This is a genomic window from Micromonospora sp. NPDC047812, from assembly GCF_040704175.1.
Taxonomy (GTDB): domain Bacteria; phylum Actinomycetota; class Actinomycetes; order Mycobacteriales; family Micromonosporaceae; genus Micromonospora.
Genome location: NZ_JBEYRY010000004.1, coordinates 414,876 through 433,672, shown reverse-complemented (window position 1 = coordinate 433,672; position 18,797 = coordinate 414,876). Strand labels below are relative to the sequence as shown.

At 75.1% G+C, this 18,797-nt stretch carries 14 protein-coding genes; 7 read left to right on the top strand and 7 right to left on the bottom strand.

What is annotated here, in order from left to right; all coding sequences use genetic code 11:
- Nucleotides 1-334 precede the first annotated feature (334 nt).
- Complete coding sequence (locus AB0883_RS19820) at nt 335-3,181, bottom strand: AAA family ATPase (protein WP_366642666.1); 2,847 nt, start codon at nt 3,179-3,181, stop codon at nt 335-337.
- Between the two features lie 1,408 nt (nt 3,182-4,589).
- Here AB0883_RS19820 and AB0883_RS19815 point away from each other — a divergent pair.
- Nucleotides 4,590-5,969 (top strand): AMP-binding protein, encoded by a 1,380-nt coding sequence (locus AB0883_RS19815; protein WP_366642628.1) that lies wholly within the window; start codon nt 4,590-4,592, stop codon nt 5,967-5,969.
- Between the two features lie 45 nt (nt 5,970-6,014).
- Here AB0883_RS19815 and AB0883_RS19810 read toward each other — a convergent pair whose 3' ends face one another.
- Entirely contained in the window at nt 6,015-6,479 is a 465-nt protein-coding gene (locus AB0883_RS19810) for a cold shock domain-containing protein (RefSeq protein WP_366642627.1), read from the bottom strand.
- Between the two features lie 173 nt (nt 6,480-6,652).
- On the opposite strand from AB0883_RS19810, the gene AB0883_RS19805 reads away from it, so the two are divergent.
- The gene (locus AB0883_RS19805; protein WP_366642626.1) at nt 6,653-7,315 is read left to right on the top strand and encodes a 4'-phosphopantetheinyl transferase superfamily protein; all 663 of its coding nucleotides are present in this window, start codon (nt 6,653-6,655) and stop codon (nt 7,313-7,315) included.
- On the opposite strand, the gene AB0883_RS19800 is transcribed toward AB0883_RS19805, so the two are convergent.
- A complete protein-coding gene (locus AB0883_RS19800) occupies nt 7,312-8,721 on the bottom strand; it encodes an acyl-CoA synthetase (protein ID WP_366642625.1) in 1,410 nt (469 codons plus the stop codon). The genes AB0883_RS19805 and AB0883_RS19800 overlap by 4 nt on opposite strands.
- 237 nt (nt 8,722-8,958) lie before the next feature.
- Between AB0883_RS19800 and AB0883_RS19795 the strand changes: the two genes are divergently transcribed.
- The 5 genes from AB0883_RS19795 to AB0883_RS19775 all read left to right on the top strand — a co-directional run bounded on the left by AB0883_RS19795 (nt 8,959) and on the right by AB0883_RS19775 (nt 12,489).
- On the top strand, nt 8,959-9,633 hold the full coding sequence (locus tag AB0883_RS19795) for an HAD-IA family hydrolase (RefSeq protein ID WP_366642624.1): 675 nt from the start codon (nt 8,959-8,961) through the stop codon (nt 9,631-9,633).
- Between the two features lie 278 nt (nt 9,634-9,911).
- Nucleotides 9,912-10,853: an ABC transporter ATP-binding protein gene (locus AB0883_RS19790; protein WP_366642623.1), complete on the top strand. Its 942-nt coding sequence runs from the start codon at nt 9,912-9,914 to the stop codon at nt 10,851-10,853.
- Complete coding sequence (locus AB0883_RS19785; protein WP_366642622.1) at nt 10,850-11,587, top strand: ABC transporter permease; 738 nt, start codon at nt 10,850-10,852, stop codon at nt 11,585-11,587. The genes AB0883_RS19790 and AB0883_RS19785 overlap by 4 nt, the downstream gene beginning before the upstream one ends.
- A 254-nt stretch (nt 11,588-11,841) precedes the next feature.
- Complete coding sequence (locus AB0883_RS19780) at nt 11,842-12,087, top strand: DUF5988 family protein (RefSeq protein ID WP_366642621.1); 246 nt, start codon at nt 11,842-11,844, stop codon at nt 12,085-12,087.
- A 21-nt stretch (nt 12,088-12,108) separates the two neighbouring features.
- The gene (locus tag AB0883_RS19775; protein WP_366642620.1) at nt 12,109-12,489 is read left to right on the top strand and encodes a VOC family protein; all 381 of its coding nucleotides are present in this window, start codon (nt 12,109-12,111) and stop codon (nt 12,487-12,489) included.
- A gap of 40 nt (nt 12,490-12,529) precedes the next feature.
- Here the strand turns inward: AB0883_RS19775 and AB0883_RS19770 are convergent, their stop codons facing one another.
- Genes AB0883_RS19770 through AB0883_RS19755 form a run of 4 tightly spaced genes read right to left on the bottom strand, consistent with a single transcriptional unit; the run spans nt 12,530 to nt 18,794 of the window.
- Nucleotides 12,530-14,254 (bottom strand): hypothetical protein, encoded by a 1,725-nt coding sequence (locus AB0883_RS19770; RefSeq protein WP_366642619.1) that lies wholly within the window; start codon nt 14,252-14,254, stop codon nt 12,530-12,532.
- 6 nt (nt 14,255-14,260) lie between these two features.
- Entirely contained in the window at nt 14,261-15,709 is a 1,449-nt protein-coding gene (locus AB0883_RS19765) for a VWA domain-containing protein (protein ID WP_366642618.1), read from the bottom strand.
- Between the two features lie 35 nt (nt 15,710-15,744).
- A complete protein-coding gene (locus tag AB0883_RS19760) occupies nt 15,745-17,928 on the bottom strand; it encodes a tetratricopeptide repeat protein (RefSeq protein WP_366642617.1) in 2,184 nt (727 codons plus the stop codon).
- Nucleotides 17,925-18,794 (bottom strand): hypothetical protein, encoded by an 870-nt coding sequence (locus AB0883_RS19755; RefSeq protein WP_366642616.1) that lies wholly within the window; start codon nt 18,792-18,794, stop codon nt 17,925-17,927. The genes AB0883_RS19760 and AB0883_RS19755 overlap by 4 nt, the downstream gene beginning before the upstream one ends.
- Nucleotides 18,795-18,797 lie beyond the last annotated feature (3 nt).

The following is an 18,797-nucleotide window of genomic DNA, read 5'->3' as shown; positions in this document are numbered from 1 at the left end:
GGTGTCACATCGGGCGTCGCGACGCACGCCCGCTTGCACGGACCGTGGCGGGGCGCGGACACCCGGCGACGGTCGGCGGGGGCGGAGTCCCCAGTGAACGGCCGGCGACGATCGGCGGAAGGCGGGGTGAACGGCCGGCACCGGTCGGCGGAGAGGGCGGCGGAGTCCGCGGTCGACAGCCGGCGACGACCGCGGAAGCCGGAATGAACGGCCGGCCGACGATCGGCGGTGGTGTGAGCCGAGGGCGCACAGCGCAGAGCACCACGTGACCAGCGGCCGTGCTGGTCGGGGCGGTGGTCGAGCGGCGGCGGTCAGCGCCGCCGAGGTCCGGCGGTCAGCGCTGCCGAGGCCCCGAGGGCCGGTGGCCCGGGTCGTCCAGAGCGCGCGGCGGTGGGTCCAGGACCGTCGCGCCGGGTCGGTTCATCCGCAGTCGGGCGGCCAGTTCGCTGCGCGAGTTGACGTCCAGCTTCCGGTAGATCCGGGTCAGCCGCTGCTCGATCGCACTGACCGTCAGGAAGAGCTTCTCGGCGATCTCGCGGTTGGTGTGCCCCTGGGCGGCGAGGGTGGCCACACTGCACTCCGCGTCGGTGAGCCCCTGGACGACGACCGTCGCGCCGGCACCCCCGGCGGCGCCGCTCCTGGCGGTGGAGAGGCCGGGCCGCAGCATCGGGATCCCGCACTCCTCGGCGAGCAGCCGGGCCGACCGCGACGCGGCGCGGGCCTGCCGCCGGTCGCCGACCTGCTGGTAGGCCTGACCGAGGTCGGCCAGGTTGTGCGCCAGCTCCATCCGGTCACCACACTGCCGCAGCAGTCGGACGGCGCTGCGCAGGTGCGGGATCCGGTCCGGCCCGTCCTCCGTGGCGGCCAGGACCCGCAGGGCGGCGGCCCGGTGCCGGACGTGGACGGGACGCAGCCGGGCCAGCTCGTCGCGGACCAACCTGCCGGCCTGCTGGCGGCGGCCCATCCGGAGCAACGCCCGCGCCGACTCGGTCCGCCACGGGACGAGGCCCGAGAAGTCCAGCCGCCAACGGTTCATCAGCTGCCCGCACAGCTGGAAGTCGGCCAGTGCGGCCTCCGGGCTCCCGGCGGCGAGGGCGTGCATCCCGCGGGCCTGCAGGTAGTGCAGCCCGATCGGGGTCTCGAACATCGCCGGGGGCACCGGCACCTGGAGGGAGGCCGCCGCCGCGTCGAGCTGGTCCATGAAGGTGAGGGCCCGTACCCGGACGGCGAGCGGTATGCCGATCACCACCCCCCAGCCCTTCGGCGAGAGCTGGTGCAGCGCCTCGTCGGCCAGTTTCTCCGCGCGGGGCAGATCGCCGAGCCGTCCGGCGACGGCTGCCCGCAGGGCCGCGAGCGTCGCCGACGGGGTGGGGTAGCGCGGGGTGGCCGGGTTGCGGTTCAGTCGGTCGCACCAGTCGTCGGCCAGGTCCAGCCGGTCGGCGTAGATCATGGCGATGAGGGCGCAGACGGCGGTCCACATGTTCGGCTCGTCGTCCAGCCCGGTGGTCGACAGCGCCCGCTCGGCCTGCTCGACCGCGCCGGCGTCACCGCGGTCGAGTACGGCGGAGAGCAGGGTGGCGCCCTCGATCCCGCGCTTGACCTTGGCCAGCGTGAGCGGGTCCCGGGCGGCCACGGTGGGCGCCGGGCGGTCGACCATCACACCGGGGTAGAGGGTCGACATCCAGGCGGTGGTGACGAGCAGTTCGGCGGCGGATCTCGCGTCCGCCCCTTCACTGAGGTGGTTGACCAGCTCGACGGCCTTGTCGATCTCACCGTGCCAGAGCAGGTAGTGGATGGGACCGGCGGCCTGCTGGCTGCCGAGGTGCCCGGCGCGGATGGCGGTGACGACGTCGACCAGGTGGGGGATAGCGGCCTGCGGGTCGAGGCGCCACTCGGCGCGGGCCAGCGCGGAGCGGATCCGCGCCCGCAGGCATTCGCCGGCGCAGCCCCGGTGCGCGCGGCGCAGGTATCGCAGCGCGGTCTCCACCTCGCCGTCGTTCAACGCCTGCTCGCCGGCGTCCAGCAGTGTCTGCGCCATCCAGGGCTCGGCCAGCTCGTCGATCCCGACCAGATGCGGCGCGATCCGCGCCGGGACCGCGCCGTCGTCGTGCAGCAGGCAGGCCGCCTCCAGGTGCAGCCGTGCGCGTTCCTCGGCGGTCATGCCGTCGATCACGGCCTGGCTCACCGCCGGATGGCGCAACCCCTGCTCGGTGATGAGCCCCGCGCTGGTCGAGTCGTCGATCGCGCCGAGCGCGGCCCGTGACCGTGCGTCCACGAGGTGGGGCAGCAGGTTGCCGTGCAGCGGCTCGCCGGTCACGGCCAGTACCCGGGCGGCGTCGAGCACCAGGTGGTCGCAGCGGTACAGGCAGCTCAGCACGGCCTCCCGGAACGACTCCCCGACCACCGGGCGGTCGGCGGGCCGTGGCGCGGCCTCCTGGTCCTCGGCAAGCGCCTGCACCAGCAGCGGGTTGCCGCCGCTGATCCGGTGGCTCTCCTCGGCGATGGTCCTGGCGACCGGAACGCCGAGTCGCTGGGCGAGCAGTTGGAACGTCCCCTCGGCGGTGAGCAGCGGCAGGCGGATGCGCTGGAGCCTCGTGGGTTGCAGCAGCTCGGCGTGTACGTCGGGACGCCACGGCCGGGTGCGCGGCGCCTCCGTCAGGATGATCAGCACGGGTAGACCGGAGATGCGGCGGGCCACGTAGTCGAGGCAACGCAGCGACGGCACGTCGGCGTGGTGGACGTCGTCGACCGCGATGACCAGCGGCCCCTGCGCGGTCAACTCCAGCAGGGCCCCGCCGATCGCGGCGGTGGCCAGGGCGGTGTCCTCGTGGTCCGTGTCGTCGGCGTCGGCCCAGGTGAGGGCGCCCGCGTCCAGCAGCCGCCCGAGGCGGGCCCAGATGTCGGGATTGCCGGCCCCGCTCAACGGCGCCGCCCGGACGAGCTGCCGGACGACCTCCAGCGGGACGGTGCGTTCGGCGCGGGAGGCGCTCGCGCCGAGGACACGCGCCCCGGAGTCGCAGGCCCGCCGGGCGAAGGTCTGCAACAGCGTGGTCTTGCCGGAGCCGACCGGACCGGTCAGCACGGTCACGGTCCGGTTGGTCGGGGAGGCGTCGTTCCGGAACAGGTCCGTCAGCCGGCGTTCCAGCATGCTGAGCAGGCACGACCGCTCGGTCAGCTCCATCGACACGGCCCCCGGAGGAGCGTGCGGTCCGCGGTCACCGGAGGGGCCGCCCGCCCTGCGCGCCCCTGGAGCTCGACGAAATCGGAGACCGGCAATTCTTGACCCATTCCATTATTAGCAAATATAGACGACCGTCGAGCATAGCTCGCGAACCATCGACCGACTTGACCTGCTGGGTGACTCCGAGTCGCGCTCCCATCAGTGTCGGCGATATTCCCCGGGCGTCCGGGCCGGTCTCCCCTATCGACCGCCGTGATGGTGGGAGTATGGCAGTTCGGCAATTGGGCGGCAAGCCGAGGTTTGTAAAGGATGGGCAAACATCGGTTCTGTGTCCCGTCGCCCGACCGGGCCTTCGGTGCGCCGTTGACAGCGGAAAGTCGCGGGGCGGTCCCGTAACGTGACAGCATGCCGTTGCGGTCCATTGGTCACGCCTTTCCGACCCGCTCGGCGATTGGCGGACGCGTTCTTGCGTGCTAAGTGTCCGGTGCGCTTCCGTGGCGTCGCCGCGACGGGGCCCGATCGTCGACCCGTCGTCGACCCGGCGGCGGGGGCCGCCTCCCGTCGTCGGCGTTCCGGGCCGTCCCCGCCGCGAGGTGGGCCGGAAGCCCCGGAGGTCATCCCGTGTAAGCGCTGCTCAACTCAGTGTCAACATGGCCGACGGCCGGTCCGGCGGCCACGTGCACGGCTCGGCCCGGCGTGGGGGTCTCCCGCGTCCGGGAGGGGCGCCGACGCGTCCCGCCTGTCGGGCCGGACCGGCAGGGAGCCGCTCCGATCCCGGGCGTACGGCGCGACAATTGTTAAGGGTTCCCGATTGTTGCGGAGTGCAACATTGTCGGTCCGAGTGCGACTGCGGGCCGCCGGGTCGGGGCCGGGGATCGGGACTCGGCACCCGCCGCCGGCGCGCCACTGATTCGGACCTTTGGGAAATTCGCCGATTATGTTGTTAAAAAAGAATTATGCGGCCGGCGATCTGTCGCCGGACGTTGGCGGCGCCGTGTGGGCGACGAAATGCGATCGGACAATGGTGACAGGCATCAATGCATCGACGATTCCTGCGCCCCCGTCGACAATTTTGCGTCAAAAGTCGACTCCAATGTCCTTCGCTCCCGGCGGCTTGTCGTCCATCCATAGTGTCGGCCACGGGAAAGGGTGGCCGGCCCTGCCGTCGCCGAGAACCGGACGAGATCATGTCCTACCTGGCCTGTCGGCCTCGCAGGGGACCCCGGGCAGGGCGGCTAGGGGTTGTGCCGGGCGGATAGCGCGGCCTAATTTCGGGGCACCCGTTTCCACCATCGGGATAGCCGGATATGGGGCCACCCGCGCCCCATGACCTGAAGGGTTCTGTGGCCGTCGTGATGTCCCACCTGCCGCCGCGACTCGTTGTCGCCCTCCGCAGGGGATAGCGCAGATGACACTGCTGCCGGCGCTGCGGGGATTCGGCGCGGACCGGGCCGATGCGGTCACGGTGGCCGGCGGCACGCTCTCCAGCGAGGCCCTGCTCGGCTGCGTCACCGCGGTAGCCGACCGGATCAGGGGTGCGGTCGCGGTCGCGGTCGACGGCACGCCGACCCTGGAGACGGTGGTCGGAATGCTCGGCGCCGTCCACGCGGGCGTCCCGCTCGTACCACTGCCCCCCGACGCCGACGAGTGCGAACGGGGCCGCATCCTGAGGCAGTCCGGGGCGACGGTGCTCCTCGGGCGTAGCCGGTCCGAGACCCACCGGCTCCCCACCGTCCCGGTCGACCTGCGCCAGCGCTCCTCGACCCCGCACCCCGAGCCGGCACCGGGCACCGACGCCGTCATCCTCTACACCGGGGGCGCCGGCGGGCCGCCGCGCGGGGTGCGCATCTCGCGCCGCGCCATCGCCGCCGACCTCGACCTGCTGGCCGGCGCGTGGCGGTGGAGCGAGGAGGACGTCGTGGTCCAGGGCGCGCCGCTGTTCCGGGCGTACGGCCTGGTCGTCGGCCTGCTCGGCGCGCTGCGGGTCGGCAGCCGCTTCGTCCACCTCGACCGGAACGCCGCCGCCGGACCGGTCGGCACCATGTACCTGGGGTTGCCCGAACAGTGGGCGAGGATCGCGTTGAACGCCAGGTGGGCCCGGTCGCTGTCGGCGGCGCGGATCCTGGTCTCCGCGGACGCCCCACTGGCCTGCGCCGTGGCCGAACGTCTCCGGCTGCTCACCTCGCACACGCCGGTCCAGGCGTACGGCACCACCGAGACGCTCATCGCGCTGACCGGGCGGGCCGGCGACCCCACGGCCGCCGGTGCCGTCGGCACCCCCCTGCCGGGGGTGGAGACCCGGGTGCTGGACCGCGAGGCCCGACCGGTGCCGGCCGACGGCGAGTCGGTCGGCGAGTTGAGCATCTGCGGGCCGACGCTGTTCAGCGGCTACGTCGGGGGCGGGCGGGGTTCTGCCGCCGGCCAGTGGCACGCCACCGGCGACCTGGCCACCGTGGCCGCCGACGGCTCGTACCGGATCATCGGGCGGCGCGGGCTCGACGTGGTGCACAGCCGGGGCCGGCGGATGCACGCCGGGCAGATCGAGGAGGCGTTGCTGAGCCATCCCGGGGTCCGCGAGGCCGCCGTCGTCGGCACACCGCACCACGCGCTCGGCGAACAGGTCACCGCGTACGTCGTCGCCGAGGGGCTGACCGCGCAGATGGTCATCGACCACGTCGGTCGGTACCTCTCGGCGGGTCAACGGCCCCGGCGGGTGCACTTCGTCGACGAGCTGCCGCGCAGCCCGCTCGGCCGGATCAGGAAGTCCCTGCTGATCGCCGCCGGTTGAGCCGACCCGGCCGTGGGCGGGGCCCGGTCGGCCGCCGCCCCGCGCTCAGCCCTCCACCCAGCCGTGCCGCCGCGCCAGGTCCAGCATCCGGGCGCGCACCGCCACGATCTGCGCCCCGGTCAGGTCCGACACGGAGGTCACCAGCGCCTCGGTGGTCTCCGTGCAGAAGGCCCGCTCGGAGAGCACGTCGCACAGGCCCTCGTCGTCCTCGGCGCCCTGCCCGCTGTCCCTGCTGCGCCCGCCGGCGAGCGACCCGGCGGCCCGGGAGGGCCCCGCGGCGCCGGCCGCGCCGGTCCGCTCCGCTGCGGCGCCGACCACCCGCACCAGCACGGCCTTCGGGCCGCGATCGGTCCCCACCGCCTCGTACTCCACCGGGACACCGGGCGTCAGCGCCCACTTGTCGCCGTCCAGCATGTTCGCGTGCACGAACACGTCGTCGCTGCCGTCGTCCGGGGCGATGAACCCGTAGCCCCGCACCTCGTCGAACCGCACCACCTTGCCAGTGAGCATCGCTTTCCCGCATCCATCCGACCAAAATCCGCGTACCCCGCCCGTGGGACCGGGGCCCGCCCCCAGACTGGCAGCCGCCCGCGCGGCCCGGCACCCGTACCCGACCCCTATGGTGCACGGTACCGCCGGTGCGGGGGCGGCGAGGGTTGCCACAGCGCCTAACATCGGCGGACGTGATCGAGCAGATCCTGCCTCCCGCCGTGGCGGTGGCCGAGGCCTTCACGGACCCCGCCGGCCTGACCCTGTTCCCCGAGGAAGAGGCGCTGGTGGCCCGGTCGGTGGAGAAGCGTCGCCGGGAGTTCACCACCGTGCGGCACTGCGCCCGCACCGCCCTCGGCGAGCTGGGCCTCGCGCCGGCGCCGATCGTCTCCGGCGCCCGTGGCGCCCCGGTCTGGCCGGCCGGGGTGGTCGGCAGCATGACGCACTGCGACGGCTACCGGGCGGCGGTCCTCGGCCGTACGACCGCCTTCGCCACCCTCGGCGTGGACGCGGAGCCGCACGCGCCGCTGCCCGACGGGGTGCTCGACGCGATCGCCCTGCCGGCCGAGCGGGAGCGCACCGCCACGCTGGGCGCGGCCCGCCCCGCCGTCTGCTGGGACCGCCTGCTGTTCAGCGCGAAGGAGGCGGTGTACAAGGCGTGGTTCCCGCTCACCGGCCGGTGGCTGGACTTCTCCGAGGCGGACATCGTGATCGATCCGGCCGGCACCTTCGAGGCCCGGTTGCTGGTGCCCGGCCCGGTCCTCGGCGGGACCCCGGTGACGGCCTTCGCCGGCAGGTTCCTGGTCGACCGGGGACTGGTGGCCACCGCGATCAGCATCCCGGCCGTCCAGCCCTAGTCCGCCGTCAGCCGGGTCTTCTGCACCTTGCCGAGGGCGTTGCGGGGCAGCGCGTCGACCAGGCGTACCTCGCGGGGCCGCTTGTGCGCCGACAGGTGCCGGGCCACGAAGTCGATCAGCTCGGCCCCGTCCACCCCGTCGCCCACCACGTACGCGGTGACCTGCTGGCCGAGGTCGGGGTGCGGGGTGCCCACCACGGCTGCCTCGCGGACCCCCGGGTGCGCCAGCAGGGCGTCCTCCACCTCGCCCGCGCCGATCCGGTAGCCACCGCTCTTGATCAGGTCGGTGGACGCCCGGCCGACGATCCGGTGCCAGCCGTCCGGGTCGACGGTGGCGACGTCCCCGGTGCGGAACCAGCCGTCCGGGGTGCGGCTCGCCGCGTCGGCGTCCGGACGGTTCAGGTACCCGTCGAACAGGGTGGGGCCGTCGACCTGGAGCTCGCCCATCGCCACCCCGTCGGCGGGGAGCGTGGCGCCGTTCTCGTCGACCAGCCGCGTACGCACCCCCGGCAGCGGCAGCCCGACGGTGCCCGGCCGGCGCGGGCCGTCCGCCCGGGCGCTCACCGTGATCAGGGTCTCGGTCATCCCGTACCGCTCGACGGGCCGGTGCCCGGTGAGGGTGGCGAGGTCCGCGAAGACCGCCGCCGGCAGCGCCGCGCTGCCCGAGACGAGCAGCCGCGCCGGGCGCAGCGCCCGTGCCGCGTCCGGGTCGGCGGCGATCCGGGACCACACGGTCGGCACGCCGAAGTACATCGAGCCGTTGGCGGCGGCGTACCGCTCGGGTCGCGGCCGGCCCACGTGGTGCAGCCGGCTGCCCAGCCGCAGCGGCCCGAGCACGCCGAGCACCAGCCCGTGCACGTGGAACAGCGGCAGGCCGTGCACCAGCAGGTCGTCCGGCGTCCACGCCCAGGCGTCGGCGAGGCCGTCCAGGCAGGCGGCGACCGCACGGCGGGAGATCACGGCGCCCTTCGGGGCGCCGGTGGTGCCGCTGGTGTAGAGGATCACCGCGGTGCGGGCCGGGTCCGGCTCGGGGTGGACGGTGTCCGAGCGCCGGGTCAGGTCGACGGGCACGACGGCCCGGCCCGCGCCCCCGGCGGCGCGCTCCGCGCCGGCCGGGACCAGCAGCGCCGTCGACCCCGAGTCACGCAGGATGTGGTCGCGCTCCATCGGCCCGGCGTCCGGCGGGACCGGGACGACCGCCGCTCCGGCGGTCAGCGCGCCGACCACCCCGACCACCGTCTCCAGGGTGGCGGTGGCCTCGATCGCCACCCGGTCGACGCCGCGCAGCTCGTCGGCCACCGCGGCGGCCAGGCGGCGCAGCTCCACCCAGGACACCGCCCGGTCGTCGACCCGGATCGCGTCCGGACGATCGTCGGTGCCTCTCGCGAGCCAGCTCAGCAGCGGCATGGTGCGACCCCTCTCCAGCGGCTCGGGTCCGGACCGGTCCGGCCGGGCGTGCCGCGGCACGCCGACGGCGGGCACCCGGGACGCCGGTAGGGTCGGTGGGGCGCCGGCGGATCCAGGTGGGCGCGGCGCGCCGCGCGGGCGGGCCCGGGACGACGGTCCTGACCGTAGTCGTGGGCACCCCGGCCTGCCACCCCTACCGGCCGGCGCGGCGGGTCGGACGGGCGGGAGGTGGCGTCGGTGGTCGCGGAGGCGGCGGCGTGGACGGCGGTACCGGGCGGTGTCCGGGCCGTGGTGCTCGACCTCGACGGGGTGCTGGTCGACAGCCTCGCCGTGGCCAGGGAGGCGTTCGCCCTCGCGTACGCCGAGGTGGTCGGCGACGGCGTCGCGCCGGTCGAGGAGTACTGCCGCCATCCGGGCCGCTACCTGCCGGAGGTGCTGGAGCTGATGGGCCTGCCGGCGGCGCTGGCCGGACCCTTCGTGCGGGAGAGCAACCGCCTCGCGCACCGGGTCACCCCCGTCGACGGGGTGCCGGAGCTCCTCCGCACCCTGCGCGCGCGGGGGATCGGGCTGGCCGTGGCCACCGGCCGCAGCGGAGTCCGCGCCCGCGACCTGCTCGGCCGGCTCGGTCTGCTGCCGCTGGTCGACCACGTGGTGGGCTCGGACGAGGTGCCCCGGCCGAAGCCCGCTCCGGACATCGTGCGGCGGGCGCTGCGGCTGCTCGGGGCCCGCCCCGGTGAGGCGCTGATGGTCGGCGACGCGCCCAGCGACCTGGCCAGCGCGCGGGCGGCGGGGGTGCTGGCGGTGGCGGCGCTGTGGGGCGAGTCCGACGAGGAGACCCTGCGCGCCGCCGGCCCGGACGTCGTCCTGACCCGACTCGACGAGCTGCTGCCGTTCTGCCCGGCCCGTGGGTGACCGGCACGCGTGGACGGACACCTGCGGTGACCGGTCGGCACCCCTGCCCCCGCGCCGCGTTCGCGGCCGGCACCCCTGTCCCGGGCCGATTCCCGGTTCGATACCCCCGATTTGTCAGCTGATCAGTTGATCGACGCATCGGTTGGCCGGATGATGTCGGGCGTCGGCCGGCCTGGCTCCGGCCGGCACCGGCCCGTTCCCGCAAGCCGACGCCGCGATCAGCCGAGGGGTCCCGCCCTTCTCGACGGCAACCCGCACGTGAAGGAGGACCACCCCCCATGCCGGTCATCGAAGTCGATCATCTGCAGAAACGGTACGGCGAGAAGATCGCGGTCGACGACGTCTCCTTCACCGTGGAACAGGGCGAGATCTTCGGCGTGCTCGGTCCGAACGGGGCCGGCAAGACCACCACGGTCGAGTGCGTGCAGGGGTTGCGTCGTGCCGACGGCGGCACCATCCGGGTGCTCGGGCTCGACCCGATCCGCGACCGCACCGAGGTGCGGCAGCGCGTCGGCGCCCAGCTCCAGGAGAGCCAGCTGCCGGACAAGGTGCGGGTGTGGGAGGCGCTGGACCTGTACCGGTCCTTCTACCGCAACCGGGCCGACATCGACGAGCTGCTGACCGACCTCGGCCTGGCCGAGCAGCGCAACACCTACTTCCAGAAGCTCTCCGGCGGGCAGAAGCAGCGGCTGTCGGTGGCGCTGGCACTGGTCGGCAGGCCGGAGGTCGCCATCCTCGACGAGCTGACCACCGGCCTCGACCCGCAAGGTCGCCGGGACACCTGGGACCTGGTCGAGCGGATCCGCGACCGGGGCGTCACCGTCGTGCTGGTCACCCACTTCATGGAGGAGGCGCAACGCCTCTGCGACCGGCTCGCGATCATCGACAAGGGCCGGGTGGTGGCCATCGACAGCCCCGCCGGCCTGCTCACCCGGGTCGGCAGCGAGCACCGGGTGTACTTCCGTCCCGCCGAGCCGGTCGAGGACGCCCTGCTGCTCGCGGCGCCCGACGTGACGGGGGTGTCCCGCCACGGCGACGAGGTGACGGTGACCGGCACGAAGGACGTGCTCCAGTCGGTCATGTCCGTGCTCAACGGGCGCGGGATCGAGTACACGGCGCTCCGCGTCGAGCAGCCGACCCTCGACGACGCGTTCGTCTCCCTCACCGGCCGCTCGGGCCGGATCGCCGCGCAGTCCCCGACCGACGGGAGGTCGTCGTGAGCGCCCTGTCCAAGCTGATCGCCGTCGAGACGAAGCTGTTCCTCCGGGAGCCGGTGTCGTTGTTCTTCGTCTTCGCCCTGCCGATCGGCCTGATGCTCGTCTTCGGGCTGCCGCAGCGCGCCGGCACCGCCGCCGACACCGGCCAGCACGCCGAGCAGACCTTCCTGCCGTCCCTGGCGCTGGCCCTGACCATCGGCATGCTCGCGCTCTTCACCCTGCCGATGGCGCTGGGCATCTACCGGGAACGCCGGGTGCTGCGCCGCCTGGCGACCACCCCGGTGCAGCCCGGCCTCCTGCTGGTGGCCCAGGTGGTGGTCAACCTCGTGATGGGCGTCCTCGGGGCGGTGGTCACCGCGATCGCCGTACGCTTCCTGCTGGACCAGCCGGCGCCGGCCAACGTTCCCGGGTTCGTGCTGGCCTTCCTGCTCGGGGTGGCGTGCCTCTTCGCCGTCGGTCTGCTGATCGCGGCGCTGGCGCCGTCCGCCCGGGCGGCGCAGTCGATCGGCCCCGCGCTGTTCTTCCCGCTGCTCTTCCTGGCCGGTGCCTGGCTGCCCCGCGACCGGATGCCGAGCGCGCTGGCCGCCATCGCCGACTACTCGCCGCTGGGTGCCACGGTGGACACGCTCGGTGCGGCGTGGGCGGGCGCCAATCCGGAGCTGCCGCAGCTGATCGCCCTGGCGGTGACGGCCGTGGTCGGTTCCGTGGCGGCCACCCGGTTCTTCCGCTGGGAGTGATCCTCCGCACTCGCGTGTTCGGTGCGGGGGATGTCGTGGCTGCCCAGGGCCGTTCCTAGGGGTGCCCTAAGGGTGTCCGCCGAATGTGATCTGGATTACGTTCGGAGCAGAACGGGCGGCCGGTCACCGGACAAGGACGTTCGACCGCGAAGCGTCCGTTCACCCGGCAACGGGTGTCGTCAGGCCTGTGTGGACGCGTCCGCCGCCGTGCGGCGGCTCGTCCGAGGTGTGCGGAATGCGACGGAGGTCGTGCCATGAAGGACGTTTCGCAAGCTGATCCGGTCACCCGGGACGCGGTCGGCGTCATCGACGTCGTCCTGGAGGGCGGTCCGGCCGATCTGCCGGCCGACCTGCGCAACCGCCAGGTGGCGCGGGCGGAGGAGAAGATCAAGGTCCTGCACTACGGCGGGTACGAGCACTTCGAACGGGGCGCCACCCCGCCGGCGGTCGACCTTCCGGTGGTCTTCCGCTGGACCGGTCGGACCAGGATCGCCGAGTAGGGGAAGGGCGGCACCAGTCACATGAGGGCACAGAACCACCGGCCGGGTCCCCACCTGACGGTCAGCGACACGAACGAGGCCATCGCCTTCTACACGGATGTCTTCGACGCCGTCGCGATCGAGCGGGAGTGCCTGCTCGACGGGCGCGTACTGCACGCGGAACTGGCCGTCGGCGGCCACCGCCTGACCGTCAGCGAGTGGTACGAGGCGGGCACGCCGTCGACGGCCGAGGGCCGCGACGACGTGTTGACCATCGAGCGGACCGACCCCGAGTCGGTGCTGCGGCGGGCGGTGGCCGCCGGTGCCCGGGTGGAGACCCCGGCGGATCCGTCGCGCCAGGTGACGCTGCGCGATCCCGCCGGCCTGTGCTGGGCCGTCGTCGGCCCGCAGCGGGCGGCGTAGGCGAACGCCCGCAACGCCCACCGCCCCGTCGGGCCAGCGGTCACTCCGCCGGCCCGGAGCGGTGGGCGTTGCGGGTGCGTAGGGCGAAGAAGAGCGCCGCGGCCCGGCGGACCTCACCCGGTCGCCGCGGATCCGTGGCGATCTCGTGCAGCAGGTCCCGGTCGGCCCGGTCCGCCGCCAGCGTCGTCAACAGCGAGAAGCACTCGCGGGCGGCGTCCCGGCCGCCGGGACCGTCCGCGCCGCCGGACCAGTGGGTGAGCAGCGCCGCCAGCACGTCCGCCCGGAACGACGGCGCGCCGGCGGCGGCCGTGCCCCGGCCGGCGAGCAGGTGACCGGCGGCGATCGCCCCGACCGGCTCGGTCAGCCGGGCGCGCAGGAAGGCCGGCGTGACGGCGGCCCGGCTGATCGCCTGCAACGCGACGAACCGCGCCGAGCCGGTGTTCATCAGCGTCACCCATTCGTCCGGCCGCCAGTCGCGGGCGAGCGGCCCGGCGGCCAGGTACTCCACCAGGCTGGGCCAGACCGACGCCAGGGCGTGGCGGTCGGCCCGGAAGAGGTCGGTGGCGAGCAGGATCTGCCGTACGTGCGCGGGCCAGTCGGGCAGCACCGCCGCCGGGGAAGCCGGGGCGTGGGCCGCCGACCAGTCGACGACCGCCGCCACCGGGTCGCGCCCGGCGACGGCGGCGGTCGCCGCCACCTCGACGAGGTCGGTGTGCCGGGTGTCCAGCCAGGCGGCGACCGCCGCGCCCTCGGGCGGGCCGCGCCGCAGCGCCGCGCAGGCGGCGTCGAGGCTGGTCCGGCCGCCGCGCAGCAGGGCGCGGACGAACTCGTCGAGCAGGGCGGCCGGGCCCGGCCGCGTGGCCGCCTCCGCCTGCCCGCCCTCCCAGACCAGCACCGCGACGGTGGCGGTGAGCGGATTGTGTACCGGCTCGGTGATGCGCTGGGCGTGGGTCCAGTCCAGGAACCTGCGGGCCGTGGCACCGTCGGGGAACCAGCGGGCCGCCAGCAGCGCCACGTCCGCGTCGGTGAAGTGCGCCAGGTGGTACGCCGGATAGCCGTCGCCCAGCACGGCCAGCTCGTCCTCCGCCAGGTGCCGCGTGGTCACCAGGACCCGCCAGGGCCTCGGCGGGCCGGACGGGCCGGGGGAGCGGGCCAGCTCCGCGAGGCGGTTGAGGACGACGGCCCGCTCGTCCGGGTCGGCGACGGCGTCGAGCGCGTCGACGCAGACCAGCCACCGCCGGCCGGGGGCGGGGGCCTGCTCGACGTCGAGCGGGACGCCCTCCCGCGGGTACGCCTCGGCGAGCGCCGCGGGCAGCGTCTGGTGCACCAGGGCGGTGGCCGGCAGGCTCACCAGCACCGGACCGGGCGGGGAGCGCCGGCGTCGGCCGCGCCCGGCGAGCCACCGCCGCGCCGACCGGGCGCTCTCGTAGCGGACGAGCGCCGTCTTCCCGCTGCCCGGCTCCCCGATCAGCAGCACGTTGCCGGTGCCGGTGAGCAGGTCCGCCACGTCGACGCCGTCGCCGGACGTGGCGAGTCGCGGCACCGCGCGGCGCGGCACGTACACCTCGGACAGCGGTTTGACGTAGCCGCCGAAGCGGTGCGGGTGGACGATGCCGGCGTCCGCCTCGCCGCGCCAGACCGGGCGCAACGAGGTCCACCAGCCGCGCCGGCCCCGGGTGTGGCGGCGGACGGCGACGACCGCGGTGGCGAGCGCCAGGGTGCCGCTGACGACGCTGGCGACCTTGTCCGAGACGTCCAGGTCCATCAGCGGTCAGGACCGCCCGGCGGGCCGGTCCGCCGACAGGTGGTGGGCGCCGCATCCCTCGCAGTACGCGCCGCTCTGCTCCTCTCCGCAGTGCCGCCACGGCGCGGGCGGTCCGGCCGGCTTGTCCCGCTGCGCCGGCGGCTCCTGCGGTCCCCACCGCGACGTCTGGTGGGCCACGACCAGGGAGGACTGCGTGAGCCGGGCGTCGACGTCGGGCTTGAGGCGGACCCGGCCGCCGGCGGCGTCCAGGACGTCCACGACGCGGGCGAGCAGGGCGACGTCGTCGTCGCGGCCCGAGGCGTGGGCGAGCGCCACCGCGCGCCCGAGGTGCTCCTCCGCCTCGGCGACCCGACCCGCCCGGGCGGCCGCCAGCCCCCGCTGGACCGCCGCCGCGTAGTCCTGCTGGCGGGTGTAGTACGCGACGCTCTCGTTGATCTCCGAGTACCGCAGGGCGTCCTCGGTCCACTCCACGTCGAGCGGCGCCTCCACCGGCGTGCTGTCCGCCCCCGCGTGGACGCTCAGCCAGCCGATGCGCCGCCGGGCCCCGGGCACCATCGCGTCGACCTCCAGGGCGACGTGGTAGTCCCGCTGGTCGTGCGGGCTCCACGCGCCGACCGGGTAGTCGGTGCCCAGCTCGCCGGCCGGCTCGCCGCGCCCGCTCAGGTCGGCGAGCGCCGGGTGCACCTGCTTGACGAAGCGGACCCGGGCCAGCCCGGTCGTGCGCACCCGGAGCCGGACGTCGGGGACCCGCCGGGACATCGCGCGGGTCAGCACCGCCCGGAAGTCGTCGGCGAGCCCGGTGAGGTCCTCGACCGGCACGACGGGGTTGGCGCCCAACGCCTCCGCGATGCCGAGCAGCTCCGCCGCGTCCCAGTCGTGCACGCCGTCGGCGGAGCCGATGGCGCGGCAGTCGACGGTGAACCGGCCCACGCAGTCGTCCACCGCCGCCCGCAGGTCGGCGGGGCGCTGGGACTCGTTGCGCCCGTCGGTGAGCAGGATGACGTGCCCGATCGCGTCCGGCCGCGTGGCCAGCAGGTGGCGGGCCAGCAGCAGCCACGTGCCGATGGCGGTGCCGCCGTGCGGCGTCACGTGCCGCAGCGCGTTGCGGGCGGCGGCCCGGGTGGTCTCGTCGGCGACCGCCAGCCGCCGGTCGCCCGGGTAGACCATGGTGGCGTGGGCGGTGCCGGCCACCACCGCGAACGCGACCCCGTCGGGCAGGGCGTCGATGGCCGCGGCGGTGGCCTGCCTGGCGGCGCGCATCTTCGCCTGGGGCGCGCCCATCGAGCCCGAGGAGTCGAGCAGGATCACCTCCGCGAGGTCGTCGTGCCGGACGTCCGCGTGGACGGCTTCCTCGCCCCGGACGGTGGCGACCACGTCGAGGACCGCCCCGTCGGCGGAGACGCACTCGGTGTGGTGCACGCGCAGCCGCAGCGGCAGATCGTTGGCGGGGGACACGGGTGACCTCTTTCCGTCGGGGCCGGCGGCCGGGATCACCACCACGTCACCGGCCGGTACGCGTTGGCCAGTTCGACGAGCGCGATCCGTTCGCGCCGGTCGGCGGTGCGCCGGGCGCGGGAGCGGCAGCGGCGCTCGAAGGCGCGGCGGAGGGCGTCCTCGTCGAGCCGGTGACCGAACAGCCGCCGGCCGCCGTGGCGCCCCTCGGTCAGGTCGCAGTCCAGCGCGATCCGCAGGATGTGCGCCTCCACCTCCTCGCGTTCGCCGAACGGGGGCAGCTTGTCGACGATCGCGGCGGCGTCGAGCGCCGTGTCGAGCCGGTGCCCGTCGTCCGGCGCGTCGAGCAGGATCCGCACCGCGCAGGTCACCGCCGCCGTCGAGGCGCGGGAGGACTCCGGCACCCGCAGCAGGGCGTCCGCCGCGCTGCGCGCGTCCGCCGTCTCCAGCAGGCAGCGGGCCAGCCCGAAAGCCGCGCCCACCACGCCCGGGTCGGCGTCCCACACCCCCCGGTAGTGGTCGGCCGCCGTGCGCGGGTCACCGTCGAGTTCGCAGGCCACCGCGTACGCGAGCCGCGTGGACACCTCGCCCGGCAGCCAGCCGTAGACCTGCCCGAACCAGCGTCGGGCGGTGGCGGCGTCCCGCCCCACCAGGGCCACCAGGCCGCGGTGCCACCACAGTGCCCAGTCCCGCAACTCCTCGGGGAAGTCGGCGAGCAACGGGCCGGCCTCGTCCACCCGTCCGGTGGCGAGGTGGGCCCGGACGGCACGGTAGGTCACCTGGGCGGTCCGTTCCGGGGCGGTCCGCAACAGCTCGATGAGCTCGGCCGGGTCGGCGGAGCCGAGCGAGGCGAGGAACCCGGCGGCCGGGTCGGCGCCGTCGACCAGGGGCACGGGCAGGCCGAGCATGATCTCCACGACGTCCAGGGCGTCGCGGTCGGTGTGCAGGGCGAAGGCGCACGCGGACGGGCTGAACAGGGTGGAGCGGGTCGGCCGGGGCACGCCGTCGGTCGCCGAGCTGACCTGCCGTCGTACCCCCCGGACCTGTTCGCGCATCTCGGCCGCCGAGGCGAACCGGTCCTCCGGTTCGGCGGCGGTGGCGCGGGCGAGCAGCCGCAGGAACGGGTCGAGCCGCGCGGGCACGGGCAGCCGCAGCACGTCCTGCCCCGGCGGGATCCGGGTCACCTCGGTGGAGCGGGGGACCAGGGTCAGCGCGGCCAGCGTCCGGCCGACGGTGTAGAGGTCCGACCGCACGCTCGGACCGGCGGGTCCCAGCCGCTCGACCTCCGGCGCGGTGTAGCCCACGGTGCCCCACGCCGGGCTCACCGTGTTGTCGATCCGGCGGGCCGCGCCGAAGTCGACCAGCTTGATCGGGTCGTTGGTGCCCTGGCCGCCGACCCGCATCACGTTCTCGGGCTTCAGGTCGCAGTACAGCCAGCCCTGGTCGTGCAGGTACTCGAAGGCGTCGAGGATCTGCACGGCGTAGCCCAGCGCCTGCGCCACGTCCACGGCGCAGGACCCGCCGCCCGGGCCGGCCGCGCTGCGGGCCTCCTCCAGGGTGCCGCCGTTGACGTACTCCATCACCAGGTAGCCGGCGTCCCGGTCGGACTCGGGCCGCAGCGCGTGGGTGATGGTGACGATCCGCGGGTGGTTCAGCGCGATCAGCGCCTGCCGTTCGGCGACGAACGCCGCGATGGCCTCCCGGTCCTCCGGGTTGCGCTGCCCCTTCAGCACCCGCCAGGCGCCGTCCATGTCCTCGTCCCGGGCGAGGAACACCCAGCCGACCCCGCCGTTGCCCAGGCAGCCCTCGATCCGGTAGCGCCCGGCGCGCAGGTCGCCGTCGGCCAGGGGCGGGGTGAAGGAGTACCGGGTGCCGCAGTCGGGGCAGAAGCCGGCGACCCGGGGCAGCCGGGGACCGCGGTGGCGGGGGCACCTCGTGTTGCCGCAGTAGCGGGAGTGCTCGGGCACGACCGGCTGCGACACCACCGCCGTCAGGGGGTCGTGGGGGCGCGCGGTCGGCAGCACGGCCGGTCGCTCCCACGGCCGGGACGTCGTCCGCAGCGGCCGTGGGTCGGCCTCCGCGAGCCGGACCGGCCCGCCGACGGCGCCGGGCCCGGCACCCGCGCCGGCCCCGGCGCACTCGTGCCCCCACAGCCGGCAGAACCCGTCCTGGTCGACGGTGCCGGGGCAGTTGCGCTCCGCGCAGCCGCGGCTCGCCGTCATCGCGTACCCCCGTTCACGGCCCGCTGGTAGGCCCGTACCGCCCGGCTCGCGGCGGTGACGGCGAAGGCGTCGGGGCGCAGCGCGGCGAGCGCCTCCCGGTAGGCCCGCTCGACCTGCGGGTGCTCGGCCCGGCCCTCGTCGGCGGCCTTCTGCCGGTACGCCTCCAGCCGGCCGGTCAGCTCCGCGTGGCAGCCCCGGCGCAGCCGGCGCCGCGCGGTGTCGGTCCGCTCGACCGCGCGGTCGACGGCGGCCCGTAGCGACCCGTCGTCGCGTTCGGGCTGGACGTCGCCCCGCCACCACTGGCCACGGCCCGCCGCCTCGGCGGCGGTCAGCCGGTCCAGCAGCCCGTCGACCGCGAGCGCCGCCAGGGGATCCGTCCCGTCGCCCAGCCCCTCGCCGGCGGCCTCCGCCGCGAGCTGCCGGAGCCGCTCGACCGAGGAGCGCAGCCGCTGGGCCCGGACCGCCAGCCGGTCGCGGCCGTACGCGTCGACGATCCGGTGGATCCGGACCACGTGTTCGCGGGCCGCGACCAGGATCTCCTGGACGCCCATCGCCTGCACCTGCACCGGCTCGCCGGTGGCCGCGGTGAACCGGACCTGGCACGGGTCGGCCAGCAGCCGGGCCAGGGCCTGCTCGCCCGCGTCCGTCGACCGGTCGATCCCGTCGAGGTCGTCCACCAGCCGGTCGAGGGCCAGCGACAGGCAGCCGAGCCGGTGCAGCAGCTCCCGCGCCTCCTGCGCGGGCGCGGCGGCCGGACCGTCGGGCTGCCGGAAGGCGTCCGTCACCAGTTGCTGCACGTCGAGCAGGTGCTCGCAGACCCAGGCGTGCGCGGCCAGGGTGGCGTCGAGACTTTCCCGCACGGCCATTCG

What these genes read in the sequence shown, in the direction of transcription:
- AB0883_RS19820 (WP_366642666.1), bottom strand. Translation starts at nt 3,181, where the DNA reads ATGGAGCTGACCGAGCGGTCGTGCCTGCTCAGCATGCTGGAACGCCGG.
- AB0883_RS19815 (WP_366642628.1), top strand. Translation starts at nt 4,590, where the DNA reads ATGACACTGCTGCCGGCGCTGCGGGGATTCGGCGCGGACCGGGCCGAT.
- AB0883_RS19810 (WP_366642627.1), bottom strand. Translation starts at nt 6,479, where the DNA reads ATGCTCACTGGCAAGGTGGTGCGGTTCGACGAGGTGCGGGGCTACGGG.
- AB0883_RS19800 (WP_366642625.1), bottom strand. Translation starts at nt 8,721, where the DNA reads ATGCCGCTGCTGAGCTGGCTCGCGAGAGGCACCGACGATCGTCCGGAC.
- AB0883_RS19790 (WP_366642623.1), top strand. Translation starts at nt 9,912, where the DNA reads ATGCCGGTCATCGAAGTCGATCATCTGCAGAAACGGTACGGCGAGAAG.
- AB0883_RS19780 (WP_366642621.1), top strand. Translation starts at nt 11,842, where the DNA reads ATGAAGGACGTTTCGCAAGCTGATCCGGTCACCCGGGACGCGGTCGGC.
- AB0883_RS19775 (WP_366642620.1), top strand. Translation starts at nt 12,109, where the DNA reads ATGAGGGCACAGAACCACCGGCCGGGTCCCCACCTGACGGTCAGCGAC.
- AB0883_RS19770 (WP_366642619.1), bottom strand. Translation starts at nt 14,254, where the DNA reads ATGGACCTGGACGTCTCGGACAAGGTCGCCAGCGTCGTCAGCGGCACC.
- AB0883_RS19760 (WP_366642617.1), bottom strand. Translation starts at nt 17,928, where the DNA reads ATGACGGCGAGCCGCGGCTGCGCGGAGCGCAACTGCCCCGGCACCGTC.
- AB0883_RS19755 (WP_366642616.1), bottom strand. Translation starts at nt 18,794, where the DNA reads ATGGCCGTGCGGGAAAGTCTCGACGCCACCCTGGCCGCGCACGCCTGG.